At 55.5% G+C, this 25,982-nt stretch carries 23 protein-coding genes; 6 read left to right on the top strand and 17 right to left on the bottom strand.

What is annotated here, in order from left to right; translation table 11 throughout:
- Positions 1 to 566: 566 nt before the first annotated feature.
- The 6 genes from EKL30_RS05165 to EKL30_RS05140 form a co-directional block, all read right to left on the bottom strand.
- A complete protein-coding gene (locus tag EKL30_RS05165) occupies positions 567 to 1,583 on the bottom strand; it encodes a 2Fe-2S iron-sulfur cluster-binding protein (RefSeq protein ID WP_126706140.1) in 1,017 nt (338 codons plus the stop codon).
- 63 nt (positions 1,584 to 1,646) lie between these two features.
- Complete coding sequence (locus tag EKL30_RS05160) at positions 1,647 to 2,126, bottom strand: heme-binding protein (protein WP_126706139.1); 480 nt, start codon at positions 2,124 to 2,126, stop codon at positions 1,647 to 1,649.
- 55 nt (positions 2,127 to 2,181) lie between these two features.
- Entirely contained in the window at positions 2,182 to 3,642 is a 1,461-nt protein-coding gene (locus EKL30_RS05155; RefSeq protein WP_126706138.1) for an aldehyde dehydrogenase family protein, read from the bottom strand.
- A gap of 81 nt (positions 3,643 to 3,723) precedes the next feature.
- Complete coding sequence (locus EKL30_RS05150) at positions 3,724 to 4,455, bottom strand: TenA family transcriptional regulator (protein ID WP_126706137.1); 732 nt, start codon at positions 4,453 to 4,455, stop codon at positions 3,724 to 3,726.
- Positions 4,456 to 4,589: 134 nt separating this feature from the next.
- Entirely contained in the window at positions 4,590 to 6,050 is a 1,461-nt protein-coding gene (locus EKL30_RS05145; protein ID WP_126706136.1) for a gamma-glutamyltransferase family protein, read from the bottom strand.
- 42 nt (positions 6,051 to 6,092) lie between these two features.
- Positions 6,093 to 7,637: a hypothetical protein gene (locus EKL30_RS05140; protein ID WP_126706135.1), complete on the bottom strand. Its 1,545-nt coding sequence runs from the start codon at positions 7,635 to 7,637 to the stop codon at positions 6,093 to 6,095.
- 171 nt (positions 7,638 to 7,808) lie between these two features.
- Between EKL30_RS05140 and EKL30_RS05135 the strand changes: the two genes are divergently transcribed.
- From EKL30_RS05135 to EKL30_RS05110, 6 genes are all read left to right on the top strand, one after another.
- The gene (locus tag EKL30_RS05135) at positions 7,809 to 8,561 is read left to right on the top strand and encodes a sulfite exporter TauE/SafE family protein (RefSeq protein WP_126706134.1); all 753 of its coding nucleotides are present in this window, start codon (positions 7,809 to 7,811) and stop codon (positions 8,559 to 8,561) included.
- Positions 8,562 to 8,631: 70 nt separating this feature from the next.
- Positions 8,632 to 9,339 (top strand): GntR family transcriptional regulator, encoded by a 708-nt coding sequence (locus EKL30_RS05130; RefSeq protein WP_126706531.1) that lies wholly within the window; start codon positions 8,632 to 8,634, stop codon positions 9,337 to 9,339.
- A gap of 246 nt (positions 9,340 to 9,585) precedes the next feature.
- Complete coding sequence (locus EKL30_RS05125) at positions 9,586 to 10,602, top strand: ABC transporter substrate-binding protein (RefSeq protein WP_233582817.1); 1,017 nt, start codon at positions 9,586 to 9,588, stop codon at positions 10,600 to 10,602.
- 18 nt (positions 10,603 to 10,620) lie between these two features.
- Positions 10,621 to 11,439, top strand: coding sequence for an ABC transporter ATP-binding protein (locus tag EKL30_RS05120; RefSeq protein ID WP_126706529.1), 819 nt, complete (start codon positions 10,621 to 10,623; stop codon positions 11,437 to 11,439).
- Positions 11,440 to 11,454: 15 nt separating this feature from the next.
- Positions 11,455 to 12,309: an ABC transporter permease gene (locus tag EKL30_RS05115; protein ID WP_126706133.1), complete on the top strand. Its 855-nt coding sequence runs from the start codon at positions 11,455 to 11,457 to the stop codon at positions 12,307 to 12,309.
- Positions 12,310 to 12,320: 11 nt separating this feature from the next.
- Positions 12,321 to 13,034 (top strand): isochorismatase family cysteine hydrolase, encoded by a 714-nt coding sequence (locus EKL30_RS05110; RefSeq protein ID WP_126706132.1) that lies wholly within the window; start codon positions 12,321 to 12,323, stop codon positions 13,032 to 13,034.
- 24 nt (positions 13,035 to 13,058) lie between these two features.
- Here EKL30_RS05110 and EKL30_RS05105 read toward each other — a convergent pair whose 3' ends face one another.
- The 11 genes from EKL30_RS05105 to EKL30_RS05055 form a co-directional block, all read right to left on the bottom strand.
- Positions 13,059 to 13,889, bottom strand: a complete 831-nt coding sequence (locus EKL30_RS05105) for a class II glutamine amidotransferase (RefSeq protein WP_126706131.1) — start codon at positions 13,887 to 13,889, stop codon at positions 13,059 to 13,061.
- A 192-nt stretch (positions 13,890 to 14,081) separates the two neighbouring features.
- Positions 14,082 to 15,311, bottom strand: coding sequence for a cardiolipin synthase ClsB (gene clsB / locus EKL30_RS05100; RefSeq protein ID WP_126706130.1), 1,230 nt, complete (start codon positions 15,309 to 15,311; stop codon positions 14,082 to 14,084).
- 150 nt (positions 15,312 to 15,461) lie between these two features.
- On the bottom strand, positions 15,462 to 16,319 hold the full coding sequence (locus EKL30_RS05095) for an endonuclease/exonuclease/phosphatase family protein (RefSeq protein WP_126706129.1): 858 nt from the start codon (positions 16,317 to 16,319) through the stop codon (positions 15,462 to 15,464).
- Between the two features lie 16 nt (positions 16,320 to 16,335).
- Complete coding sequence (aspS, locus tag EKL30_RS05090; RefSeq protein WP_126706528.1) at positions 16,336 to 18,132, bottom strand: aspartate--tRNA ligase; 1,797 nt, start codon at positions 18,130 to 18,132, stop codon at positions 16,336 to 16,338.
- Positions 18,133 to 18,170: 38 nt separating this feature from the next.
- Positions 18,171 to 18,863 carry a DUF502 domain-containing protein gene (locus tag EKL30_RS05085; protein ID WP_126706128.1) on the bottom strand — a complete coding sequence of 231 codons (693 nt, stop codon included), beginning with the start codon at positions 18,861 to 18,863 and terminating at the stop codon, positions 18,171 to 18,173.
- 20 nt (positions 18,864 to 18,883) lie between these two features.
- Positions 18,884 to 19,204, bottom strand: a complete 321-nt coding sequence (locus EKL30_RS05080) for an FmdB family zinc ribbon protein (protein WP_126706127.1) — start codon at positions 19,202 to 19,204, stop codon at positions 18,884 to 18,886.
- 164 nt (positions 19,205 to 19,368) lie between these two features.
- The gene (locus EKL30_RS05075; RefSeq protein WP_126706126.1) at positions 19,369 to 20,643 is read right to left on the bottom strand and encodes a putative Na+/H+ antiporter; all 1,275 of its coding nucleotides are present in this window, start codon (positions 20,641 to 20,643) and stop codon (positions 19,369 to 19,371) included.
- Between the two features lie 58 nt (positions 20,644 to 20,701).
- Entirely contained in the window at positions 20,702 to 22,321 is a 1,620-nt protein-coding gene (locus tag EKL30_RS05070; protein WP_126706125.1) for a GMC family oxidoreductase, read from the bottom strand.
- Between the two features lie 69 nt (positions 22,322 to 22,390).
- Positions 22,391 to 23,383 carry a 4-hydroxybenzoate octaprenyltransferase gene (gene ubiA, locus EKL30_RS05065; RefSeq protein ID WP_126706124.1) on the bottom strand — a complete coding sequence of 331 codons (993 nt, stop codon included), beginning with the start codon at positions 23,381 to 23,383 and terminating at the stop codon, positions 22,391 to 22,393.
- Positions 23,384 to 23,586: 203 nt separating this feature from the next.
- The gene (locus EKL30_RS05060; RefSeq protein WP_126706123.1) at positions 23,587 to 25,056 is read right to left on the bottom strand and encodes an NAD-dependent succinate-semialdehyde dehydrogenase; all 1,470 of its coding nucleotides are present in this window, start codon (positions 25,054 to 25,056) and stop codon (positions 23,587 to 23,589) included.
- 80 nt (positions 25,057 to 25,136) lie between these two features.
- Positions 25,137 to 25,841: a GntR family transcriptional regulator gene (locus EKL30_RS05055; protein WP_126706122.1), complete on the bottom strand. Its 705-nt coding sequence runs from the start codon at positions 25,839 to 25,841 to the stop codon at positions 25,137 to 25,139.
- Positions 25,842 to 25,982: the final 141 nt, after the last annotated feature.

Below are 25,982 nucleotides of genomic sequence, written 5' to 3'. Positions count from 1 at the left end.
GGCCTGCCTTCGCGACGCCAACGATAAGTGAACACGCATATGCAATACAACTTATCGCTCGATAGTGAATATTGTATACCATCCATTCAGGCATGGCCCCTAGGGTATGTCCCCAGTAGCGTCAAACATTCGTCGTTGACCGCAGGCGAACAGGCGCGGGGGACCGCGAGTCCTTAAAGAGAGCCCGGGGAGGATCAAAAATAATGATCTATATCAATGACGTAGTTCTATCGTGGCACCATAATCGAACTACATGAACACCACTTTGAAATCTGCCCTAAAGGGAAATGCTGAAGGGCTGCCCTGCGAAATGGTATACTTTAATCAGGATGCAATCGGTATAAACCATGAACGACGATCTTACCCACTACAGAAATACACCCGTTGGTGAGCAACTACTCGCGCACGTTGAGGGTCGCACCTTATTGCGCCACAGCATTCCTCTGTTCCCGTTTCCGATCAGAGCCTTGTTCGCAAAGAAACGTTCTTGCCACAACAACGCCCAGCACACTAGGCGCGAGGATTCCGCGTACCACGCAGGCTAAAAGATAGAATAAGAACCAAATTCAGGTCACCAAAGCCACTGGTGTCTGGAAGGTGAAACTGTCGGAGTAGAGATAGTCCAGACTTGCACCTTTTCCTGCGAACAAGGATTTTGCTTCGACGACCATGGTGGGTGAGCCACACAAATACACCGCATGCTCGGATAAGTCGTCAAAGTCGTCGATAACAGCATGCTGCACATGGCCCCGACGTCCTTGCCAATCTGCCGAGGGGCGCGAAAGCACTGGCACAAAATTGAATTCGTAAAGGCGCCCTTTCCAGGATTCGATCTCGTGGCTGAGGTACAAGTCTTTTTCGGTGCGCATACCCCAATAAAGAGACACCGGCGGACAATCGTCGTTATCCAGCAATGATTCCAGGATAGCTTTAATGGGCGCCAATCCCGTGCCTGTCGCCACCATGATCAATGGCCGCCAATCGTCTTCGTGATAGCAGAACGTTCCCAATGGAATTTCTATGCGTAGCGGCGTCTGCGGCTGCATGGCACGCAATTGTTCGTTGGTGAAGTAGCCGCCCTGGATTCGCCGGATGTGAAAGTCGACCATATTGTCTGGCAAATGTGCCGACGCCATTGAAAAGCTACGGGTGCTCCCGTCTTGGAGCAAGATATTCATATACTGACCTGGGCGGTAATCGAGCAGCAACTGCTCGGGTAATTGCAGAGTCAAATGAGTAATGTCTGCCGTCAGGGGCTCTATGCTTTTCACACGCGCCTGGACGACGGCTGCGGGTGCGAATTCCATGCCTTTAGCCGCAGGACTGATGACAACATCGGCATTGGGGCGAGCCTGGCATGCCAACGCATACCCTTCTGCGTGCTCTTCCTCGGTTAGCGCCATAGGAAATTCATCGTAGCGAACGGAACCTTCGAGCAGCTTTATACGGCACGTGCCACAACCGCCAAACTGGCATTCGTGCGCCATATTGACATCGGCACGCATGGCTGCTTCCAAAATGGATTCATCGGCGCCGACCTCGAAGGCGACATCGGTTTCCGCAATACGAACATGGTATGGCATGACTCGTCCTCCTGTTGCTTGCATGCCAGTCGACTTAACGGCCAGCATGCATGCCGGCAAAACTCACTTTTTGATATCGGCCTGTACCAGAACCTTCATGCCCTTATCGGCCAGCGCGTCGGCTAGGGCTTGAAGCCCGGCCAGGCCTGCCTTGGTGTCCTGCTCGCCATTGCCGCCGCTTAAGCCAATGCCGCCAATGACTTCATCATTGACCACGATAGGGAAACCGCCCACGAAGGCCGCAAACTTGCCCTCGAAACTAAGCTGAATGCCAAACGCTTCGTTGCCAGGCAATGCAGGACCATTAGGTGGAGTGGTGAACAGGTGCGTCGAGCGCTTGTGTCCGGCTGCCGTAAATGCCTTGTTCCAGGCTATTTGAGGCCCGGTTATGCGTGCACCATTCATGCGTTCCAGGATGATGGGGAAACCCCCTTCATCGACAACGCAAATCGTTTCGAGCACGCCAATTTCTTTGGATTTGGCAACCGCTGCGTCCACCATCAGACGAGCTTCTTCGACTTCCAAACGAACGATATTCTTCATTACGATCTCACCTTGAATTCAAAAATTGTGGGCTCTAGAGCCTGTCCGATTAACCTTAGCCCGCCCTGTAAACGGTCTTGGTCTGTGTATAGAACTCGAGCCCCACACGCCCCGACTCCCTGAACGTCGATGTACTGGAACGCTTCAAGCCGCCAAATGGCGCATTCATCAAATTCCCGGTGGTTGTCCGGTTGATTTTCACCGTGCCGGACTGTATGTCGTTTGCAAAGCGATGGGCGTATACCGCATTCGTCGTGGCGATGGCTGCCGACAGTCCATATTCCGTGTCATTCGCTTTTGCGATGGCGTCGTCGTAGTCGGCCACTTCGATAATGGCGATCACGGGACCAAATATTTCTTCCCGGGCAATACGCATATCTTGAGTAACGTCGGTGAACACGGCAGGACTGACGTAATAGCCATGGTCGAAGTCTTCGCCCATCAAGCGGTCCCCGCCAATCAAGTGTGTCGCTTCAGCCTTGCCCACCTCGATATACGACAGGACGTTATCCAACTGGGCGCGCGTCGCCAGTGGGCCGAGATCGAACCCCGATTTCATGCCGTTACCCACCTTCAACGCCTTGATCTTGGCGATCAGCTTGTCAGTAAAGACTTGTTTGATCCGCGATTCGACCAATACGCGGCTGGTGCCTGTGCAGGCCTGGCCGCTTAGCGAAAAGCCGCCTTTGATGACCAAGTCGACGGCCTTGTCCAGATCGGCATCGGCCAAAACGATCAGCGGATTCTTGCCCCCTAGCTCCATTTGAGTGCGGGTGGTCATATCGACGGAACGATGAATGGCTTCGCCTGCCGCGGTCGACCCCGTAAAGGATATGGCCCGGACCGCAGACGATTCGGTAATGGTCTTGCCGACGGCCGAGGCCCGCCCGGTGATGAAGTTCAGCACGCCAGGAGGGATGCCTGCCTCGACAAAGGCTTCAGCTAGCCGATAGCCACTTAGGGGCGCGTCGGTAGACGGCTTGAAAACAACGGTATTACCCATGATCAGCGCAGGCGCAATTTTTCGCGACGGAATGGAAATCGGAAAATTCCACGGCGAAATCACGGTAACCACGCCCAGCGGCTCGCGCTGGGTATAGACGATCATGTCAGGATCATCTTGCTGAAAGGTCTCGCCGGTGAAGGTTTGCCCTTCCACGGCATAGAAACGCAACGTTTGAGCCGAACGAAGGACTTCGTCGCGGCTAAGGCTTAACGCTTTGCCTTCTTCTCGGGTAAGTTCTTGCGCGATGCGATCTGCATGGGCCTCAAGGTAATCAGCCGCCGTCATCAATATCTTCGCGCGCTTGGCCACCGGCGTGCTCTTCCAACCATGAAAGGCGTCTTGGGCGGCTTTTACCGCCAAGGCCGCGTCGTCAGCACTGGAGTCCTGGAAATTGCCGACGATATCGCGCGTATCGGCTGGACTCGTGTTCGGGTATGTTTTGCCAGTGACGCTTGCCGCCCACTTGCCGTCGATATGGTTTAGAAATATTTGGTCTTTTAAATCGTGCACTGTCGGGCTTCCTTCAATACGGGCGATAACGTGCCCGGCAAGAAACCGCTAAAGCGGCAAGCTTGCCGGTAAGTCGTGAAATCAAGCAACCAGTTCCAGCTCTTGCAAGGCAATTTCTTTTTGCACGTAATCGGTATACAAGGCGGTGGTATACAGCAAGCGCATTTCGGCGCCGATTTGGCAAATTTTCAGGCAACGCTGTTGCAATTCCACCGTGTTGGCGTGCTCAAGCACGATTTGATAGCCACGCTCGCCGTGAATCTCGTCGGAAACAATATGCAGGTCGAAGAATTCGACTTCCTCGTCGCTGAAACCGTACTTTTCGCGCAAGGTAGGCGTTTGCTTGCGGTAAATGGAAGGCACTTGCGATTCAAGCCCCACCACCAGGCCGGCGACCGCAACGATAGGGTCTTCGCGCATGGCAACGGCGTAACACCACGACTGCAAAGCGCGTGTCGTGGGTGACATATTATCGGGGCTGACAACACGCTCGCGCGTGGTGCCGCAGGCTTCGGCAAATCGGATCAGCAGATCGGTGTGGCGATCACCGCCGATTTCTTCTTCGTACATATTCGCCAGAAGAAAGTCTTTAGCTTCCGTGTATTGATCGGGAGTGCGCGCATAGACGTAGGCCAGATAATCGGCGAATGGCCCAACGTAGTGATAGTGGTTTTCCGCCCAGCGTGCCAGATGTTCGCGGCTTAGCTTGCCGCTTGCCCAAGCGATGCTGAAAGGCGATGCATTGGCACTGTTGCCTTTGATGGCCGTCTCCAGCGCCGTGCGAAACTCGTCTCGGTTCATTAACTCAGCCATGATCTATCCTTTTTAGAGAGCACGCATGCGTGCATGACACCGCGTCTGGCGGCATAGGGTCGAATCGACATCTTACATTGCATATTGTATACCGTCGTTAGGGCAGTGATACTAGGGAAAACCCCGGCCACCTCTTACGTACCTATGGAAACACCGTCTTTCCGAGGGTCGGCGGCGCCGTGCAGCAGACCGTCCGCATCGCGCAACACTGCATGCGCACCGCCGAAATCGCTGCGACCGCCCAATTCGCCTGCCGCCGTAGCGGGAAATCTATAGCCAGCCTGCCGTAAAACGGCTTCTATAGGCGCTGGCATACCTTTCTCGATCGCCAAGGTGCCCCCCGCTTCAAGCCGCCAACGAGGCGCATCGATTGCCCACTGCAACGCCTGGTCCCACGCCAGCACACGGCTAAGAATCTGGATTTGGCCCTGCGGCTGCATCAGCCCGCCCACCACACCCATGCCTAAGAAAAACTTCCCGTTTCGGGTGCAAGCTCCTGGGACAACGGTGTGATAGGGCCTTTTCCCGGGGGCGACGCCATTGATATGCCCTGGGGCGGAAAAGCCAAAGCCACGGTTCTGCAGTACAAAACCACCGCCCGGCACGACGATGCCCGAACCAAACCGTTTGAAAATGCTCGACATAAGCGTTATTGCCAGGCCATCTGCATCGACAACGACAGTGCAGACGGTATTGCCTGCAGGGTCGCATACGGTTTCGCTGGCGCGATGCATGGCTCGTTCAGTGGCTTCGATGATCTGCATGAAACCTGCGGGATCGTCAGGATCCAGACTTAGCCCGCTAAGCCCATTTAGCGCATGCAATACCGCTACGCCATGTGTGTTTGGCGGACACTGATACACCTGCGTAGTGCAAAACGTCGTTGAAACCGGCTCGCAATAATTGCCGCTATGCTTGGCGAAATCGCTTACGTCCAGGACACCGCCCATCGCCTGTACCGCGTCGGCTGCGGCGCGAGCCACGGTACCCTGATAGAAAGCTTCATCGCCTTCGTTAGCGATACGGCGCAACACCGCGGCGAGCTGCGGGTTTTGAAAACGGGCGCCGGGTGCCGGGCTGTTTCCTGCTTTATATAATGCGGCGCAGTGAGGATCCTTGTGCAAGACGCCATCGAAAAGAGCCCACTCCCTGGCCGCGACGGGCGCTACCGGAAAGCCTTCTTGCGCCAACGTTATGGCAGCATCAAAGAGCCGGGCCCACTCCACCCGGCCGTAGCGCGCGTGAAGATCATGCCAACCTCGCACAGCGCCTGGCGTCGTTATTGACAGAGGATGGCGCTCGGGGATCCTGCTGCCTGCAAAGCCCTCCACCAGGTCGGGCGTCAGCGCGCCGGGCGACCTGCCGGTTCCGTTATAGCTTTGAACGCGGCCATCGGGCTGCACTATCATCGCCAGAAGATCGCCACCTATGCTGGTTGCCATGGGCTCTACGACCCCCAGCACTGCGTCAGCCGAAATAGCAGCGTCGACAGCGGTGCCCCCCATATTCAATATGCTTTGCGCCGCGTGCGCCGCCAACGGATTACCCGTGGCCACCATGCTTTTGCTGCCGACTGCAGTTTTCTTTAGTTCCATTTTGAGCCTGAACACTCTTTTTATGCGCCGAAGCCAACGACATCAGCTGTAGATAAGCACCGCACATATAGTGGATAAGATGAGCGCCACCAAGACGGGCAACATCAAGGCGCGAACCAGATCCAGAATGTGTACACGGGCGAAACCTGCCACAGCAATCAAGGACGACCATGCGATCAACGTACCGCCCCCGGTCCATACCGCGCCCATTTGGCCTATGGCGGCCAACGTCGCAACGTCCATGCCTACGACCGGACCCAATGCGCCGGACAAGGTTCCGGTTAACGGCAAGCCGGAGAAGCCGGACCCGTCAATGCCGGAAATCATGCCAACCAACAGCACGCCAAATGCGACCATGAAGTGGTTATCGGGGATAAGGTGCTGGCCGGCAACGATGGACTCGAAGAGCAATCCAGGTGCTTCTGCCAACGGTACGCCAAGAATCTGCGCCGTTGCCTCGTTGGCGCCAAGGAAGAAGAAGCCGGCAATGGGCAATACCGATCCCATGGCACGAAACGCGAACACGAAACCATCGGTCATGTGCTCGGGACAGGCGTCCAGCATTTTGCGTGGGCCCTCTGCCGCGAGCGTCGCGAGCATCATCAACACGAAGGCCACGCCGCCGACCAGGCCTGCAGCATCGCCGCCTCGAAGAGTGGGCAGGCCTGGTATCAGCCCAGGCAGCACCATGATGATAACGACACCCAAGAAAGCTAAGGGCGTGACAATGGCGAAAAGCTTCGACCACTTGATCCGCTTTTCCCCGCGTAGGGCGCGATCAGCGGCGGCGATAGCTGCCGCCTCGTCGGCGTCATCGCCATAACCCAAGCCGCGCACCATTTCCACCTTGTCGAAGCTGCCCGAATGCTCGATGACCTCTAATGAGGAGTCGATCCCCCGGGCGTGCCACGCCTCTAATAAGTCGGGATGCGGTTTCTTGAACCCTTTGCGCATGACCATATAGGTGATAAGCAGTGCTACGAATCCCGTGATCAACGAAAGGACCAGTGCGCGATCGGCAACCGCCGCAACGCTGATGGCCGCACCGGCAGCCTTGGCGCTGATACCGGGCGCGACCCCAATGACATAGTCGGACGATAAGGCCATACCCTGCCCCGCAATCGCGATGACCATGGCTCCCGTTAGCGGAGGCAGGCCGGCGGCGATGGCTGCTGGCAGCAATATCGCTGAAACCAGCGGCACCGCGGGCGTGGGCCAGAAGAACAGTGAAATCGTATAGGTGGACAGCGCAATCACCAGAAAAGAGATAGGACCGCCTGTCATTACTTTGCGAAAGGGCTCCACCATCCGGACATCGGCCTGGATAACCTTTAGCGCATTCAGCAGCGCCGTCATGAAGGTTATGACCAGGAATATGTTGAACAGCTCTTTCGCGGCGACAAAACTGGCGGAAAAAATACCAATAAGTCCACTGATGGGATTACCGGTAATAGCAGTAACCACTAAAAAGGTGCCAATGACCGACGGCACCACGACGTTTGCGCGCAGAATCATGGTCGCAATGATGACGACTACGCTGAGCAGGTATATCCAGTGGGATATGTTCAATACGGCATCTGACGGCATTTGGCCTCTCTTTAGCAGCGCTAAACGTTGTTATTGTCAATACAGTCAGAAACTGTATACTGTATATTATCTGCTCGTAGGAACGCATACAACAAGATGGTTTTCCCTTAGTTCCTAAGATGCCACCATCACTTCTACATAACCCCCCTATTTGGCCGCCGAGCTCAGCCCATGCTCCTATCTGACCTGCTTCCTTTTTCGGATCCCCACCTGTATGGCTTGATGGCGCTGCTAATCGGCGGCTCTGCATTTATGCAAGGGGTAGGGGGCGTCGGTTTCACCATGTTTGCCGCGCCCATTGCTGCCATATTTTGCCCCGACCTTGTACCAGGTCCCCTTCTTACGCTAGGTGGTTTTGTCACACTGCTGACGGCGTTGCGAGAATATCGCGCTATTGCGTGGGCATCGGTGGGGTCTGCCCTTGGCGGGCGCGCCATAGGAACCATCATTGCGGTGTTTGCCATGGCGCACTTGGCCCAGCAACCCCTTAACGTTTTATTCGCCGTCCTGATCTTGATAGCAGTCGTGCTAAGTGCCGCTGGCATGCAAATCGCCACAACCCGCAGCAATGTAGGCGTTGCCGGCCTGCTGTCGGGTATTATGGGTACGCTCACCTCGGTCGGCGCACCTCCGCTCGCGATCGCCCTGCAGCACAGTTCGCCACCCACGTTGCGCGCAACGATAGGCGCCGTCCTGTTTTGTGGGTCGATGTTTTCCCTGCTTATGCTATCGGTCACCGGCTACTACGGACGGCATGAAGTACTGCTTAGCATCACGCTACTGCCCTTCATGCTTCTTGGCTTTTCGCTCTCCGGACGCATCAGAAAAAAGATCAGCCCAGCCCGCATACGGCAGGTGCTGCTCGTTTTTTGCGCGCTCAGTGCAGTGGGCCTGATTGTGAAAACGATATGGCCTGACGCCTAACGGCGCTGAATAACGGATTTAAGGATCATTTATAATGGACGGCTCTACGTTCAACTTTGCGCTCGGCATAATGAAACCGTTTTCCACTATTGTTGAACCTGGCCACGCTCAAAGCGATGTCGCCGCGCAAAAAATCGGGAATCAACACTCTCCCCTGTTCGCCGTCATTCGTGACAAACTTCGCGAACGTATTCTTAGCGGCGAATTCCGGCCCGGCGATCGCCTGGTTGAAGGCAAACTGTCAACCGAAATGGCGGTGTCACGCATACCCGTGCGCGAGGCATTACGCGCTCTGGCCGCCGAAGGCCTGGTCACAATAGAACCGCGACGCGGCGCTTCAGTGGCCATATTGTCGGACGATATCGCCTACGACATGGTCGAGGTTCGCGCGGCGCTCGAAGGGCTGAACGCCCGCCTGGCTGCACAACGACGCGACAATAAAACGATAGAACGCTTACAAGGCATACTGAACGAGGGCGTGGACGCCATCAACAAAGAAAATGTGGAAAAGTTCCGCGATCTGAATTCGCAATTCCATGAAGCCCTTGCCATTATTGCTGGCAACGTCGTCCTGACCGAACTCATGCGCTCATTGCGGGACCGTACGGCGCTTTTATTTGCCCCCAGCAACATGCGTAGAGCCAAACAAAACTGGGAAGAGCACGCGCAAATCCTTAACGCGGTCATTGACGGCAATGCTGAGCTTGCCGGCTTGCTGGCTACCCAGCACGTTCACAATGCCGCTAAAGCCTATACCGAAGCCCGGCCAGCCACGTAAACCAGAAAGGCTTCAGCGCCAGTAAGCCGTTCGCATTATTTTCTTTTCGCTCCGCCAACTCAATCATGCAGTGGCGGGGCTTTCTGCTGTTCGACGCCTTTGTCCCGAGCATCCCGGTCTAGGGATAACCCCCGCTTTGTACTGGGCACTATTCATGCTATTTTTGATCCACATCAAAATTAGAATACTGTATACAACTTAGCCCTAGCGCGACGTTTCCGCACACGACCATACAAGGAGTAAGACATGCCCAGCCTTTCCCTCCGATTCTCGATGACCCGCAAGTTGTTGATTGCATCCGCAGCGTTATTTCCTCTATTGTCCACAACCCATGTTGGGGCAGCAGAACCTACCAAGGTGCGTTATGAAGAAGTGGTTCGATCTGTGCTTTATATGCCGATGTACGTTGCACTCAATCAAGGGTATTTCAAAGAGGCGGGTCTTGATGTCAGTTTGAAAACTTCCCAGGGCACTGACAAAGGCATGGCAGCACTGCTTTCGGGCAGTGCGGATATTGTCCTGGTCGGTCCGGAAGCGTCGGTATACGTGGCCAATAGCGAATCGCCAGTAAAACCTAAAGTGTTTGCCGGCCTTACCGCAACCGATGGCTTCCTTCTGCTGTCGCGCAAACCAGTAAAGGAGTTTGACTGGACGATGCTCAAGGGCAAAAGCGTCATGTCGTTCCGGCCTGGCTCGAATCCCGATGTGTTTCTGGAAACGGCGCTAAGAAAGCATAACTTGAACCCTAAAGCCGACGTCAAAATGATCAGCAACATCGGCCCCGCAGCACGGGCCGGCGCCTGGATGGCGGGCCAGGCCGACTACGCCATATTCCTTGAACCCGAAGCCAGCAACCTCGAGAAAAGCGGCCAGGGCCAGGTGGTGGCATCGATAGGCCGCGAAGTCGGACCAGTCGACTTCACTTCGTTCACCGCCACCGATGCCTACCTGAAGAAAAATCCCAAGGTGGCACAGGCCTGGACCAACGCCATATTTAAGGCACAAAAATACGTACAAGATGCGCCTCCTGCTGCACTAGCCCAACACATCAGTGCGTACTTTCCCGGTATTTCTGAAGGCGAACTCGTTACCACCATTAATCGCTATCGCCAATACGATTTGTGGAAAAAAACCCCGGCCGTTGAAGAGGCCGCCATGGAAAAGCTCCAGGACATGTTGATTGCCAGTGGCCTGCTTGAAAATGACAAACGCGTTAAGTATGACCGAATCGTTGATACGACCTTCGCGCGCGAGGCCAAATAAATGATGCGCAACGACACCATGGAAACTGCATCGCGCACCGCCCCCATTACAGCGGGCGCGGCCCGTATCGAAATCGATGACGTATCGCTGCGTTATTTCACCAAACAGGGTGAGACGCAGGCATTGGCCGGTATCTCGCTAAATATCGAAGCTGGCGAGTTCGTCAGCATAATCGGCCAATCGGGTTGCGGAAAAAGCACGCTGCTATCCATCATTGCCGGCATCCTGGAACCTTCGGGCGGTGTGGTAAGGGTGGGGGGGCAGCCCGTCACCGCCCCCTCGCAGCGCATCGGCTACATGCTGCAGCAAGATTATCTCTACGAATGGCGCACCATTCTGGATAATGCGTTGCTCGGGGCAGAGATTCAGAAAAGAAATATGAAAGAGTCCCGTGAACGCGCCATTCATCTGCTGGAAAAGTGCGGAATGGGAAGCTTTCTGAACCACTACCCACGCGCGCTGTCGGGCGGCATGCGCCAGCGCGTAGCGTTGGCCCGAACCCTTGCGACCAACCCGGACGTCGTGCTCCTGGATGAACCTTTTTCGGCTCTTGACTCGCAGACTCGCCTGGCCATCGCCGATGAAGTCGTTGACGTACTGCGCAGTGAAGGAAAATCAGTGGTACTGGTTACCCATGACATTGGCGAAGCCATTGCCATGACAGACCGGGTCATTGTGTTGTCACGGCGGCCAGGCCGCATCAAGTCGCAACACCTGATGCGGTTTCCGAGCTACGTCGGCGGGCGCCCTACACCCTTCCAAGCACGGTCACTTCCCGAGTTCAACACTTATTTCAGTACTCTCTGGGATGAGCTTGATGTCCACGTCGAAGGCTAAACCAGGAGTCATACGATGGCACTCAATCCTACAGTAGCAGCAATCAAAAATACCGCCGCGCCAGGCGCCGCCCCGGAGGCCCCGAGCCCTGCCTATGCGGCGTACCTGAAGCGCGAGAGCCGCAGGCAAACCATGATAATGGCCAGCCGCGTATTGCTGTTGGTCGCGTTCCTGGCTGTCTGGGAAATTATGGCCAAGACGCATATCGTCAATCCGATGCTCACCAGCTATCCCAGCGCGGTATGGCCGACCTTTCTGGATTTGCTTCGCAACGGCGACTTGCTCTGGCATACCTGGGCTACCTTCAAGGCCACGCTAATCGGGTTCATCATTAGCATGGTGGCCGGCATAGCGCTTGCCGCAGCATTATGGTGGTCCGATTTTTTCTACAAAGTGCTCGACCCCTTTCTAGTGATTAGCAATGCTATGCCGAAAATCGCCTTCGTGCCGATCTTCTACATATGGCTAGGCTCGGAATACTCGGTTTACGGCATGGCTGTGGCCATCTCTGTATTCATTACCATCATGGTGGTCTACGAAGGGTTTCGCGGCATTGACCCCAACAAAATAAAACTGGCGCTCACCTTGGGCGCAACGCGCGCGCAAGTCTTGACCATGGTTGTCCTGCCCGGCAGCGTCCCAACCCTGCTGGCCGCCCTGAAGATGAACATCGGGCTCGCCCTGGTTGGCGTCATCGTAGGTGAGTTCCAGTCGTCAAGCGAAGGCCTGGGCTTTCTGATTATCAATGGAAGCCAAGTCTTCAAATTGAATATTGTCATGACAGCCATCGTCGTCCTGGCCATTATTTCCGGACTGATGTACCTGGTTATCGCGCGACTCGAGGCCGCCACGTCTCGTCGATACTCTTAAGGAATAAAAGCATGGATTTCCCCCAATGGGTCGTTGACCGAGTTGTAGCCCGGCAGGGGTGCCTGCATCCCTATCCCGAATTCGACGCCAGCAAAACAGCATTCGTCGTCATCGACTTGCAGAACTACTACACACAGCCCGGCTTTCAGGGCGAATGTGCGCCCTCGCGGGCAACCTTTCCGGCCGTCAACAAGCTGGCCTCGGCCTTGCGCCGGGCGGGCGGCCATGTTGTCTGGGTACAGACCTGTTCCGACGGCGCCGACACGTTCTGGTCGCATCACCATCGTTATATGTTGACGCCCGAACGCAGCGCACGCCGTTTACTGGAACTTAGCGCGGGCCACCAAGGCTACGCTTTTCCACCGCAACTCGATATCCAGCCAATGGATCAACGCGTCGTCAAGCGTTGCTACAGCGCCTTGGCGCCAGGATCCTCATCGTTGCATGATGTGCTGCAGGCGAAGGGCGTGACGACGGTGCTCATAGGCGGGACGGTGACCAATGTGTGTTGCGAATCCACCGCCCGGGACGCCATGATGATGGACTACGCCACGGTAATGGTGGATGACGCGTTATCGGCCGTCACGCCAGACGAGCACAACCACTCGCTGATTAACTGGATGCTTTTCTTTGGCGACGTTCTGGGCACTGATCAAGTCACTGCGCGACTGAACCCCGTATCCGCAGATGCCGCCGCTAGCCGAACAGCCGTTGTGGCGGAATAATCGACCGCCTGGCGGAGGATCAAATCAGGCGCACGCCAGATTTTCCGCGTTCTTCCTTTGCACCGACTCGGGAATTGGCACCATCGTCTTCAATGACAGGCAGCCCTGCTCGAACATAATCAGCTGCCCTGCCTCGAACCGTGTCCAGACCTCGTTGTCGGTCAGCGGCTTGGTGGCAATAACTGATACGCAATCGCCCTGGCGATTGGTTAATGAAAAATCCACGGTCATATCAGCATCGATCAGGTGTGCCTTGTTAAAGGGCCACTCCCGAACGATGTAATGCAGGTTGGTCGAGCAATGGGCAAACTGCGAGCGCCCATTGGACAGCAAAAAATTGAACACGCCATGAACCGTAATTTCCTGCGTGAGTTCTTCTATTGCCTGGAAAAGATCCGGTGTAGAAGGCTCTATATTGCCAAAACGCTCGCGCAGACCCTGCATGATGTGGCAAAACGCAGTTTCACTGTCGGTCGTGCCTACCGCTTGATATTGACCGTTAAGCGTGGGACGGTATTCCAGCAAGTCGCCGTTGTGGGCGAAAATCCAATGCCGGCCCCATAGCTCGCGCACGAAGGGATGGCAATTTTCCAGTGCGGTAGTGCCTTGCGTTGCCTTGCGGATGTGGGCAATGACGTTTTTGGATTTGATCGGATAGTTCTTGATCAGCTCGGCGACGGGCGACTTGCATGAGGGCTGGTTGTCGATGAATACCCGGCAAGCCTTGCTTTCAAAAAAACCCACACCGAAGCCATCGGCATGATGATCGGTGTGTCCGCCGCGGGCGGCGAACCCCGTAAACGAAAAAGTAATATCGGTAGGCGTAGCGCAATTCATGCCTAACAGCTGACACATGATGGTGGTTCTTTTTTTCAGAAACGTGCGCTGTGAACTTTCGTGCACACCCGTGTACGTGTCGCGCCAATGAACTCGATTTTATTACGGGGTTCGTCATGAATCGTGGTTTCTTTGCGTCCGGACGCTGGTATAAACGATGTCGATGCATTTTCGCAACGAAAAAAAGCAGATTGGTTCTCAGGCGGTCCCTTAATATTCGGACGACTTCCCCGTTAAACCCACGCCCGCACGAAGCATGAAGTAAGCAAAGGCATCGATCCAGCGCCCGAACACGCTGCGCTGCTTCAGGTCGGCATCGGTCACCTGATGAGCGTCGTTGCGCAATTCGGCCTCAAGCGCAGCCTTCAGTTCATTGGCGAAACTCGCGTCGTGAACGAAAACATTCGCTTCGCGTGCAAGTAAAAGGCTGAACGGGTCCAGGTTGGACGAACCGACCATGGCCCACTCATCAATCACCGCGACCTTGGCGTGAAGATAACTGGCCATGTATTCATGGATCTCGATGCCATCGCCCAGCATCTTGCAATACATATAGCGACAGGCCCGATACTGCATGAGGTATTCAGACCGCCCTTGTAGCAGCAACCTAACGCGCACACCGCGCTGTGCTGCATTATGCAGTGCTTTGCGCAATCGGCGGCCCGGAAAAAAATAGGCGTTGGCGATCAGGATATCGTCAGTGGCGCGCGCAATGGTAGCCACATACACGTCTTCTATGGTTTGACGAAATCGAATGTTGTCGCGCAACAGTAGCGCCGCACGCTGCCCTGGATTAAAGGTGGGAACGTGATGCTTCTGTCGTGCCCTGCGCCATTTGCCCCAGTCCCGCAGTCTACGATAGAAAGCGGCCCAGTCATCGCGCCGCCGCCATGCCATACGCAACCAGAGGGCGCGCTGGGCTCTAGCAACGTCTGTGACGATAGGTCCCTGCATGCGCACGCCGAAATCGAAACGCGGGCGCAGGCCTTTTCCATCGGTCGGCACGTTGACGTAGTCATCAAGTATGTTTATGCCGCCGACGAAAGCAAGCGCGTCGTCAACCACAGTAACTTTTCGGTGCAGGCGTCGCAGGCGGCGCAAATCGAATTTCACGGTGCGCAGGCCGGTGGGTTCCGGCCTGTAAATGCGGTATTGTGCACCCATTGCCAGAAGCCTCTGTGCGATCTCCCGGGCATGCGGCTGGCTGCCAAATCCGTCGATGACGACTCGAACTTTAATCCCCCGTTCACAGGCCTGGCGCAGGTGATCCAGCACGAGCAATCCAGTCTTGTCGAGATTAAAGATATACGTTTCAAGATGGACCACCCGCGTAGCGGCCGCAATGGCGGCGCACAGCGCTGGGAAAAATTCCTCGCCATTGTGCAGCAAGTCGATCTTATTGCTGTCACGCCAATCCAAATGCAAAGAAGCACTCGCCATTCATATGTTCCTTTGCCCGGCCGTTGCGGCGCCAGGCATCCTTATTCCGTTTTTTAGATCAAACGTGAACGCGAAGACGAAGCAAAAAAATTACTGGCGTCAGGCAAGCGAAGTCGACAAGGTGTACGTTTGATCCAGGAACGGAATTATTCATGGCAGTTCTAGCTCGGCAATAAGCGGCGCGTGGTCCGACAACTGTTTCCATGGCGAGCCGTGCAATACGCGCGCGCTGCGCACTGCAAAACCGCGCTGGTAGATGCGGTCCAGGCGCAACCAGGGAAAGGCAGCGGGGAACGTACGGGGCGGCAGTGTCAGGCGCGCCGACCCATCCATACCAAGCTCGTGCACCTTCTGGACCAGAGGCAACGGTTGGGGAAACGGACGCAGGCTATTGCGAAGCTTTGTGACCGACGTGCGAAGTTTTCCATGAACAGGTCGGTTCTGTGGAGCTAAGGCAAAAACTTCGTATAAGCCAAGTTGTTGCACAAACATCGGGGCCAGACGGTTGTTCCAGTCGTTGAAGTCGCCTGCAATAAGAATCGGTTCATCATGTGGCACCAGGCGCTTGATGCGTTCAACCAGCGCCGCGACCTGTCGCAACCGGCCTCCGGCGAATAGCCCCAAATGCACCACAAGGCAATGCACGGGCGTCCCGTTTACCTCGACCACGGCGTGTAGCAGCCCGCGCTGCTCCATCTTGTGGTCGGAGATATCCTGGTTTTCGTGTTCGAGTATTGGGAAGCGCGACAACAGCGCATTGCCATGATCGGTGAGTTCGCGCACCGCGTTGCAACCATAGGCCGTTTGCATACACAGCACCGCTCCGAGCGATTCGTGTTGAGCATCGAGGCTGGACTTACGGCTATTTCGGCCCTGGACTTCTTGCAGAAACAGCAGATCGGGACGCAGGTTGTAGAGGCCGAGCCGCAAGTCCGCCAACGATTCACGGCTACCCGTCGCTGAGCGGCCCTTGTGAATGTTGTAACTTACGACCCGGATTACCGACACTGCGGTTCCCCTATCACTATGCGGTTTTAACCTCGGTATTGCGCAAGCGAATATGCAGTTCGCGCAATTGCTTTTCATCGACAGGCGACGGAGCCTGAGTTAACAAACACTGGGCGCGTTGCGTCTTGGGGAAGGCGATGACGTCACGAATGGATTCGGCACCCGCCATCATCGTAACCAAACGATCAAGGCCGAACGCCACACCGCCGTGAGGCGGCGCGCCATACTGCAATGCGTCGAGCAGGAAGCCGAATTTTTCACGGGCTTCTTCGGCGCCGATATTCAACGCGCCGAACACCTTGTTTTGCACATCGGCACGGTGAATCCGAACCGAACCGCCGCCGATTTCCCAGCCATTCAAGACCATATCATACGCTTTGGCAATCGCCTTGCTGGGATCGGTTTCCAGGAAGTCTTCGTGACCGTCTTTGGGGCTTGTGAATGGATGATGAGCGGCGAAATAGCGGCCTTCGCCTTCGTCGTATTCGAACATGGGGAAATCAACAACCCACAGTGGCTTCCAACCGGTTTCGAGCAGGCCGTTTTCTTTGCCGAATTCGCTGTGCCCAATTTTGACACGCAAAGCGCCAATGGCGTCGTTGACGACCTTGGCCTTGTCGGCACCAAAGAAAATCAGGTCACCGCTTTGTGCGCCGGTGCGTTCGATAAGCTGTGTAAGCGCTTCAACATGAATGTTTTTGACGATGGGTGACTGCAAGCCCTCGGGAATAGCGGCGGCATCGTTGACCTTGATGTAGGCCAGACCCTTCGCGCCATAAATACCAACAAACTTGGTGTAGGCGTCGATCTCGCTACGCGGCATGCTGGCGCCGCCCGGTATGTGCAATGCCACGACACGGCTGGCCGGATCGTCGGCCAAGGCGGCAAACACCTTGAATTCGACGCCGCGCATTAAATCGGCCACGTCGACGAATTCCAGCTTGACACGCAAATCGGGTTTGTCGGAACCAAAACGGCGCATGGCTTCTTCCCATGTCATCGTTGGAAAACTCGCGGGTAATTCCACTTGCTGCACGCTGGTGAAAACATGGCGAATCATGCCTTCGAAAATCTCCCGGATCTGCTCTTCGTTCAGGAATGAAGTTTCGCAGTCGATCTGGGTAAATTCGGGCTGGCGATCCGCGCGCAAGTCTTCGTCGCGGAAACACTTGGTGATTTGATAGTAGCGGTCAAAGCCGGACACCATCAGCATTTGCTTGAACAACTGCGGCGACTGCGGTAACGCGAAAAATTCGCCGGCATTGACACGCGACGGCACCAGGTAATCGCGTGCACCTTCTGGCGTGCTCTTGGTAAGCATGGGCGTTTCGATGTCGATAAAGCCCAAGTCGTCGAGATACTTGCGGACCTCGATAGAGACGCGATAACGCAGCATCAGATTGCGCTGCATTTGCGGACGGCGCAAATCCAGAACACGATGAGTCAGGCGCGTCGTTTCTGAAAGGTTGTCGTCATCCAGCTGAAATGGTGGTGTGACCGAATGGTTCAACACTTCGATTTCACGGCATAGAATTTCAATTTCGCCCGACGCCAGTTCTGGATTGCGGGTGCCCTCGGGGCGCAGGCGCACCAGGCCCGTGATACGTACGCAGAATTCGTTACGGATGTGCTCGGCCGAACTGAATGCCTCAACGTTGTCAGGATCCACAACAATTTGGGCCAAGCCAGCTCGGTCGCGCAAATCGATGAAAATGACACCTCCGTGATCACGGCGACGATGGACCCAGCCAAACAAGGTGACTGTCTGGTCCAGGTGGTCTTTATTTACCTCGCCGGTATAGCAGGTACGCATCAAGGATTACTCCGTATAGAAAATTCTTAAATTGAGAATCAGGGCTGTTTATCGCGCGGCTGGCCTGTTCCGTCAACCGTATCGATGCCGTGAGCGGCATCGATGACCGATACCGCTTCAAAGCCGGCGTTGATAGTCTTGACCGAAACAGGCGCCACAACGCCCATGGAAACAATGTACTTTAGTGCCGCGTCGACGCTCATATCGAGCACCTGTACATCTTGGCGCGGCATCATCAAAAAGAAACCGGAAGTGGGATTGGGCGTCGTTGGCACGTACACGCTAACATAGTCACCACCAAGCTTTTCGGCGACCTCACCACTGGGCGCACCCGTCAGGAATGCGATCGTCCAAGACCCCTGCCGCGGATACTGCACCAACACCGCTTCGCGGAAGGCCAGCCCATTTGACGCGAGTACCGTGTCGCTGACTTGCTTGACGGAATGATAGATGGAGCGCACCAGAGGTATACGCCCTAGCAACTGCTCCCACCGGTCGACGATGGCCCGGCCAATAAAATTAGCCCCGAGCAGTCCGGTCAGGAGCACGACTACCAGAACCAGCAAAAACTGAAAGCCCGGAATGCGATAGCCAAACAAAGACTGCGACGACAGGAATGCCGGCACGAAGCTTTCGAGCGTGCCGATCAGCAATGTGATTACCCAGATCGTAATAACCAGGGGAATCCAGATCAGCAGCCCAGTAATAAAGTATCGCTTGAAGAAACGCATGCAGTCTTCGGGTTACCGGATCACGAAGAGGCCGAGCCAGAGGCTGCCGGAGCAGGACTGGCGCTGGCCGTCGCCGCAGGGGTGGCAGCAGCTGTTGCGCCGCCAGATTCGGCCGCGGTGCTTGCCGATGCAGGTGCTGAAGCGCCCGCCGCAGTACCATTATTGCGGAAATCGGTAACGTACCAGCCTGAGCCTTTCAGTTGAAAGCCCGCCGCCGTAACTTGTTTCGTATAAGTACTTTGCCCGCATTCGGGACAATCCGTCAAACGCGGATCAGACATTTTTTGCAAGACATCCTGTGCATGATCACAGTTACTGCATTTATAAGCATATATAGGCACGAAAGAATCCCAAGAAAGTTCGTCACAGGAAAAACCCGCTTGAAGCCGCCCCGCCGTGCGAGAAACGAGAAGTTGCGGCAAAGCATCAAAAGACGTAATTTTAGCCGGTTTTCCAGACTAGCATGGCGACGGGCTTGCCATAAGGCAGCAAGCCGCCATTATGTTTAAAAAGAAGTTGGCAACATGAACATGGCAGCAGCAACCAAGGTCGGCAAAGACGCAGCGCCCAGCAACTTAAGCGGTGAAATGGCGCCATCAGGAAAGGTGCCCTTCAATATCGAGAAACCTGCCGGATTGGGTGCATTGGCGATCACAGTAAGCCCGCCCCCGGTGACCGCGCCTGCCACGAGCATATAACGCCATAGCTCGTTGGTGCCTTCAACCAGAGACCCCAGGTAGGTCAGTGCGGCGTTATCGGTAACGGCCGTCAAGGCTGTTGCGCCCCAATACAAGACCATGGGCGAAAGGCCGGCCAGCAAGTCCTGCAACCACCATTTTTGCAGGCCGCCCAGTACCACCAGGCCAGCCAGGAAAAAGCCAACCATCAGACCTTCACGAATCAGCAGGGGATTCTGGTGCCGCTTATAGGCGTGGGCATACCCGATGAAGAGCATGAGATAGCCCAGGAAAATAATCGGATGATGGGCCGAAAAGACGATGCCCACCAAGAATAAGGTATGAATAGCTATTACGATCAAAGGAACCGGTGCCTTGGTAGCGCCCTTGATGGTGTTACTGCCAATACTGCCATCTAGCAATTGCGCGCGGCACACATAGGTCAGAACGGCGGCGTTAATGATAACGGCCAAGGCGGCTCGCCAGCCAAAATGGGTGGCCATATAGGCGGTATCCCAGTCGAAGGTGTGCGCAACCATGAGAACTGGCGGGGCAGCGTAAGCGGTCAGCACACCGCCTATCGATACGTTTACAAACAGTACCCCGATCGTCATGTATTTGAATCCCGCCTGGCCTGGGCGGCCGAAATAGGCGTCGCGCAATAGCAATGCAGCCAATGTCATTGCAGCGGGCTCGGTGATGAATGAACCTGCCAAAGGCACGAAAGACATCGTGACGAAGAACATCGCCAATTCGTTACGAACCGGCAAAATACGGGCAAGGGCCCGCACCCCCATGTTGACGAGTTCCAGTATCGGGCGGCTGGCGGCCACCACCATGATCGCAAATACGAAGGCCGGTTCCGTGAAGTTGCGCGTATCAATATAGCTGACGGTGTCCCCAATTCCGGAAATCAACACCATCACCGCCAACAGCACGCATGCCCACACTCCGAATACCGCCTCGACCTCGGACAGCAAATGCCACAACCCTGCATGCGGCCCGCCCCGGTTCGCCAGACGAGCGAAAACGGGTACTGAGAAAGTGTGGATGATAGCTATCGCGAATAAAGCAGTAGCCAGATACTCCAAGAAACTGGGCATGTCTTAACCTTGCAAGCTGAATGAGCAGGCACAAATTGTCGCATGTTCTTGCGTACACTCACTTGCGCGCGCCTAGAATCAGCCCAGCACCTTTCTCGGCGATCATGATGGTAGGTGAATTCGTATTTCCGGACGTGATGGTGGGCATGATCGACGCGTCGATTACCCTTAAGTTATCTACGCCATAAACGCGCAGCTGGGGATCCACCACCGCCATGGCATCTACCCCCATCTTGCACGTGCCGACCGGATGAAAAATGGTGGTGCCGATATCGCCGGCCGCCCGTTCGAGTTGGGCCTGCGATTCAAGCTGCGACCCCGGCTTATGCTCCATAGGTTGAAATGGGGCCATTGCCGACTGCGCCATGATCTTGCGGGTCAGGCGAATGCTGTCGGCGGCGACCAGGCGATCTTCTGCCGTTTGTAGGTAGTTACATAAGATCGCCGGCGGATCGCTGGCATCGGGCGACACAATATTGACATGTCCCCGGCTGGTAGGGCGCAAGTTACAGACCGACGCGGTCATTGCGGGAAAATTGTGTAAAGGCTCGCCAAACTTCTCGAGCGATAGGGGTTGAACGTGATATTCCAGATTAGCGCGCGGCTGATCGGAATTCGAACGCGCAAACGCCCCTAACTGAGACGGCGCCATCGATAGAGGCCCGCGTTTTTGCACCGCATACTGGACCCCCATCAACGCTTTACCCCATAAGGACCCCACCATTGTGTTCAGGGTTTTAGCGCCCTGAACTTTATAGACCAGGCGTAGCTGCAAGTGGTCCTGCAGATTTTGCCCTACGCCGGGCAAATCATGTACGACAGGAATACCTAAAGCCTGTAAAAGCGCGCCAGGACCCACACCCGAGACCTGAAGCAACTGGGCCGATCCGATTGAACCGGAGGCCAGGATAACTTCTGACTTGGCCCGCGCGACCTTCTTCTGTCCATCATGCAAGAATCGCACCCCATCGGCCCTGCGCCCCTCAAAGATGATGCGCTCGGCCTGGGCGCCAGTAAGCACCGTTAAGTTGGAACGCCCGGCAATCGGACGCAGAAATGCCTTGGCCGCGGTCCATCGCACGCCACGCCGCTGATTGACTTCGAAATAAGCGCAACCTTCGTTGTCTCCGCGATTGAAGTCGTCGATAGACGGGATATCGGCCTGTTGAGCGGCCTGCCGGAAGGCGTCAAGAATCTCCCATGACAAGCGCTGACGTTCAACCCGCCATTCGCCAGAATCGCCATGAAATTCGCTGGCTCCGGCGTAATGGTTTTCGGTTCGCTTGAATACCGGTAGCACGTCGTCCCATGCCCAGCCGGTATTTCCCAATGCCGCCCAACCGTCATAGTCGGCCGCCTGACCACGCATGTAAATCATGCCATTGATGGCCGAGCTGCCGCCCAGCACCCGCCCGCGCGGGTAGCCCAGCGTACGATCGTTGATACCCGGATCGGGTTGGGTGCGGTAGCACCAGTCAGTGCGCGCGTTGCCGATGCAATACAGATAACCCACCGGAATATTGATCCAGTGCCAGTTGTCGCGCCCCCCGGCTTCGAGCAACAGTACGCGATGCGCGGGGTTGGCCGACAGGCGGTTCGCGAGCAAGCAGCCCGCCGATCCGGCGCCCACGACTATGTAATCAAACTCGAGTGAAGTTTGTATCGATGTATCGGCCATTGTTCTTGTCTCCGGCGGCTGCGCCGCATCTTTTGTTTTTGTACCGGCCTGTTGTGGCGGTTTACGTCATTACAGCAAAGTCCCCGCTAGGGCCGCCACAAGCAGCATGACCCCGACCGCCATATTGGCCCGGAATAACATGAAATTGCGGTCAGGCCGTGCCACGTTGAACACCCGCATTTGCCAAATGAAGTGTCCCGCAATGGCGGCCATCACCACATAATAGGGCCAAGCCATTTGCATGGATACCCCCGCCCAGACCCATAGGGCCATCGTGGCAATATAGAATCCGCTGATCCATGCCTTTCCCTTGTCTGCGAAACGCAATGCGGTCGAATGCAAGCCCAGCTGCTTGTCGTCGCGGACATCGACATAGGCATAAATAGAGTCATAACCGACCTGCCATAAGACCGCCCCCAGCCACATCGCCACCGCGGCCAGCGGCACAGTATTTTGCGTGTCGGACCATGCCATCAGCATGCCCCAGTTAAAGCCAATACCCAGCACGACCTGCGGCCAGTAAGTAAAGCGTTTACATAAGGGATAAACGATAACGATAGGCATAAGAGCCACTGCGAGCCAGCGACTGTATTCGTTCAACGCGAGCAACAGTAAGGCACACACCAGTAACTGAGCCAGCACGAACCACAAGGCATTCTTCAGGGTCAGCTGCCCGCTCGTCAAAGGCCTGAAACGGGTACGTTCCACTTTCTTGTCGATATCGCGGTCGAAGATATCGTTGAAACAACAGCCTATTCCGCGCATCAATAGCGCACCCAACGAGAATATAACCAGCCGCAGCAAGCTTGGCATGCCATCCGCGGCCTGCACCAGCGCTGCCAGGCAGGGAAGCAAGGTAAGCCAAGTACCAACGGGCCGGTCCAGCCTGCACAAACGTGCATAAGGCCCCCATGATCGGGGCAGCCAGCGCTCTACCCAATCATCGGGTCGGATGTCAGATAAATCTGGACCAGGCCCGCCACGCCCCGTAGCGGACGAGGCGTCCGGATTCGACAGGGAGTTAGCGTGCGCGGGGGAAGATTCGGAAGAAAGAGAGGTCATACATACGATCGAGAAGATTTCTTAGGGAAAAGGAGGCCGTCCTACCTCGGGTGGTGGCCCAATGCGAGGCGGTCGGGCGGTCCCTCCTTCTTCGTCGATTTTACCCTTGCCTGTGCCGTTATATGAATCAGGAACGCTCAGCGAAGATATTCGGTTTCATACTCGCCTCCACTTGGTGTTATGTTGTTTTCGATTTCCACGGCTCACGCAGTTTTGCTTTTACGCAGTCCGCCGGCACAGATATATTTGATTTCGAGGTAGTCATCCATGCCGTACTTTGATCCCTCGCGGCCGACACCCGATTCTTTGATTCCGCCAAAAGGCGCGAGTTCGGTTGAAATAATGCCTTCGTTCAACCCAACAATCCCGCATTCGAGCGCTTCGGCGACACGCCATGAACGTTCATAGTCGCTGGTATAAAAATATGCGGCCAGCCCAAAAGGTGTGTCATTGGCCATCGCAATCACTTGCTCCTCGGTTGAAAACCGGATCAGAGGCGCCACGGGCCCGAACGTTTCTTCTTGCATCAACTTGGCATTAGCCGATACGTTAATGAGGATGGTCGGCTGAAAGAACAAGCCGCCCAGCTCGTGCGAACGACCGCCGGTCAAGACGTCTGCTCCCGATGACAGCGCATCGCTGATATGTTCCTCGACCTTGCTGATGGCGTCGGAGTCGATTAATGGACCGAAATCGACATTGTCGTCCATGCCGTTACCGACTTTTTGCGACTCGACCGTCTGTTTCAATCGTTCCGCGAAGGCGTCGTATATCCCTTCCTGGACAAATATTCGATTGGCACATACGCAGGTCTGGCCTGCATTGCGAAACTTCGATGCCATAACACCAGCAACCGCCTGGTCCAGGTCAGCGTCGTCGAAAACGATGAAAGGCGCATTCCCGCCAAGCTCCATGGACACTTTCTTCATGGTGCCGGCGCACTGAGCCATGAGTTGCTTGCCTACTGACGTCGACCCGGTAAACGACAACTTTCGAACTAATGGATTGCTGGTCAGTTCGGCGCCGATGACAGACGAACTGCCAGTGACCACATTGAATACCCCCGGGGGTATTCCGGCTTCAACAGCGAGCTCCGCCAGAGCCAAGGCTGAATAGGGTGTTGCAGTCGCCGGCTTGACCACGATGGTGCACCCGGCTGCAAGCGCGGCGCCTGCCTTGCGGGTAATCATTGCGTTCGGAAAATTCCATGGCGTAATGGCGGCAACCACACCCACAGGCTGTTTAATGACAATGATGCGGCGATCATTGCTTGCTGCGGGAATAACGTCGCCATAAGTGCGCTTGGCTTCTTCAGCGAACCATTCCAGAAATGACGATCCGTAGGCGATTTCGCCGCGCGATTCCTTCAGCGGCTTACCCTGCTCCATCGTCAGAATTGTAGCCAGGTCCTCTTGGTTTTCCATGCAAAGGTCGTACCAACGGCGCATCACCTTGGCACGGTCCTTTCCGCTCCGGCTCTTCCAGTCCGGCAACGCATCACTCGCCGCTTGGATAGCGCTTTTAACATCTGCCGCTGTCAGGCTTGGGATGCTACCCAGGATACTGTTATCAGCCGGGTTGACAACGGAAATCGTAGCTCCGTCGGCGGCTTCTACCCACTGGCCTCCGATGTGGCATTGCTGGCGAAGTAAGGAAGGTCGATCAAGATTCATAGGTTTCACCTTAGAGTATTCAAGAAAGAAAATTAGCCAGCGCCCCGCCTTAGGTAAATCGATGCTTTTTGAACTTGTGCTCAGGCAGGCACGGGACGTTGCAAGTGGTAAGACTTCTTATTAACGAGATGGTGACGAATGTGAGTTTCCGCCGCTTCAGCGTCCCGCGCAAGTAATGCGCCGACAAAGCGTTCATGGTCGGCGACGCCAGCTATCCATTCGTCGGGATCCAAATTGGATTTGTAGCGCAAGGCCTGTACTTGTAAATTTAGGCGCGTATACGTTTCGGTAAGCGCGGGATTATGCGCTGCACGGCTAATCGCCACATGGGTGCCCATACTCGCCGCAAAATAGGACTTGATATCCCGCTTCTGAAAGCTTTTCAGCATTTGCTGATGCAAAGCAGCGATTTCCTTCAGTTCGGCGTCGGTGGCACGTTCGACTGCCTGCCGAATCGCGAGACCTTCAAGGACCGCAAGTACATCAAAAATATTTTCAATATCGGCCGGCGAGTGTTCGATGACCATCGCTCCCCGCTTGGGCTGGATACTGACCAACCCGTCGGCAGCCAGAATGCGGTAGGCCTCCCGCAGAGGGGTCCGTGAAACCCCAAGTAGGTCACAGAGGTCGCGCTCATTCAGCGCGGTTCCGGGCTTCAGCGAGCCGTCGATTATAAGCTGGCGCAATCTATCTGCGACCACTGCCGCAAGAGTCGGATGATTGATCGCCAACGGATCAGCGAGTAGGCCGGTTAGCGGCCCGGAAGTCGAATTAGGGTAATCCATAGATGCGCGTCAAACAGAAATCGGTAAACTATTTCTGGTATTTGGTATACCAGATACCAGGTAGGAGAATGTTAGTTTACCCGAGAATTTGCTGAATGATCTTGGTAGATCGTGAGAGCACACGGCAGCGCCAATACTCAA

It is taken from the genome of Candidimonas sp. SYP-B2681 (assembly GCF_003971065.1).
Lineage (GTDB): Bacteria > Pseudomonadota > Gammaproteobacteria > Burkholderiales > Burkholderiaceae_B > Pollutimonas.
Note: the sequence above shows the minus strand (reverse complement) of the source record. Positions and strands in the feature narration are given on the sequence as shown.

Coding starts and splice junctions, on each gene's coding strand:
- EKL30_RS05120 (WP_126706529.1), top strand. CDS start 10,621: ATGGAAACTGCATCGCGCACCGCCCCCATTACAGCGGGCGCGGCCCGT.
- aspS (WP_126706528.1), bottom strand. CDS start 18,132: ATGCGTACCTGCTATACCGGCGAGGTAAATAAAGACCACCTGGACCAG.
- EKL30_RS05165 (WP_126706140.1), bottom strand. CDS start 1,583: ATGCCATACCATGTTCGTATTGCGGAAACCGATGTCGCCTTCGAGGTC.
- EKL30_RS05070 (WP_126706125.1), bottom strand. CDS start 22,321: ATGGCCGATACATCGATACAAACTTCACTCGAGTTTGATTACATAGTC.
- EKL30_RS05145 (WP_126706136.1), bottom strand. CDS start 6,050: ATGGAACTAAAGAAAACTGCAGTCGGCAGCAAAAGCATGGTGGCCACG.
- ubiA (WP_126706124.1), bottom strand. CDS start 23,383: ATGACCTCTCTTTCTTCCGAATCTTCCCCCGCGCACGCTAACTCCCTG.
- EKL30_RS05150 (WP_126706137.1), bottom strand. CDS start 4,455: ATGGCTGAGTTAATGAACCGAGACGAGTTTCGCACGGCGCTGGAGACG.
- EKL30_RS05115 (WP_126706133.1), top strand. CDS start 11,455: ATGGCACTCAATCCTACAGTAGCAGCAATCAAAAATACCGCCGCGCCA.
- EKL30_RS05135 (WP_126706134.1), top strand. CDS start 7,809: ATGCTCCTATCTGACCTGCTTCCTTTTTCGGATCCCCACCTGTATGGC.
- EKL30_RS05160 (WP_126706139.1), bottom strand. CDS start 2,126: ATGAAGAATATCGTTCGTTTGGAAGTCGAAGAAGCTCGTCTGATGGTG.
- EKL30_RS05060 (WP_126706123.1), bottom strand. CDS start 25,056: ATGAATCTTGATCGACCTTCCTTACTTCGCCAGCAATGCCACATCGGA.
- EKL30_RS05055 (WP_126706122.1), bottom strand. CDS start 25,841: ATGGATTACCCTAATTCGACTTCCGGGCCGCTAACCGGCCTACTCGCT.
- EKL30_RS05130 (WP_126706531.1), top strand. CDS start 8,632: ATGAAACCGTTTTCCACTATTGTTGAACCTGGCCACGCTCAAAGCGAT.
- EKL30_RS05125 (WP_233582817.1), top strand. CDS start 9,586: ATGCCCAGCCTTTCCCTCCGATTCTCGATGACCCGCAAGTTGTTGATT.
- EKL30_RS05105 (WP_126706131.1), bottom strand. CDS start 13,889: ATGTGTCAGCTGTTAGGCATGAATTGCGCTACGCCTACCGATATTACT.
- EKL30_RS05085 (WP_126706128.1), bottom strand. CDS start 18,863: ATGCGTTTCTTCAAGCGATACTTTATTACTGGGCTGCTGATCTGGATT.
- EKL30_RS05140 (WP_126706135.1), bottom strand. CDS start 7,637: ATGCCGTCAGATGCCGTATTGAACATATCCCACTGGATATACCTGCTC.
- EKL30_RS05110 (WP_126706132.1), top strand. CDS start 12,321: ATGGATTTCCCCCAATGGGTCGTTGACCGAGTTGTAGCCCGGCAGGGG.
- clsB (WP_126706130.1), bottom strand. CDS start 15,311: ATGGCGAGTGCTTCTTTGCATTTGGATTGGCGTGACAGCAATAAGATC.
- EKL30_RS05075 (WP_126706126.1), bottom strand. CDS start 20,643: ATGCCCAGTTTCTTGGAGTATCTGGCTACTGCTTTATTCGCGATAGCT.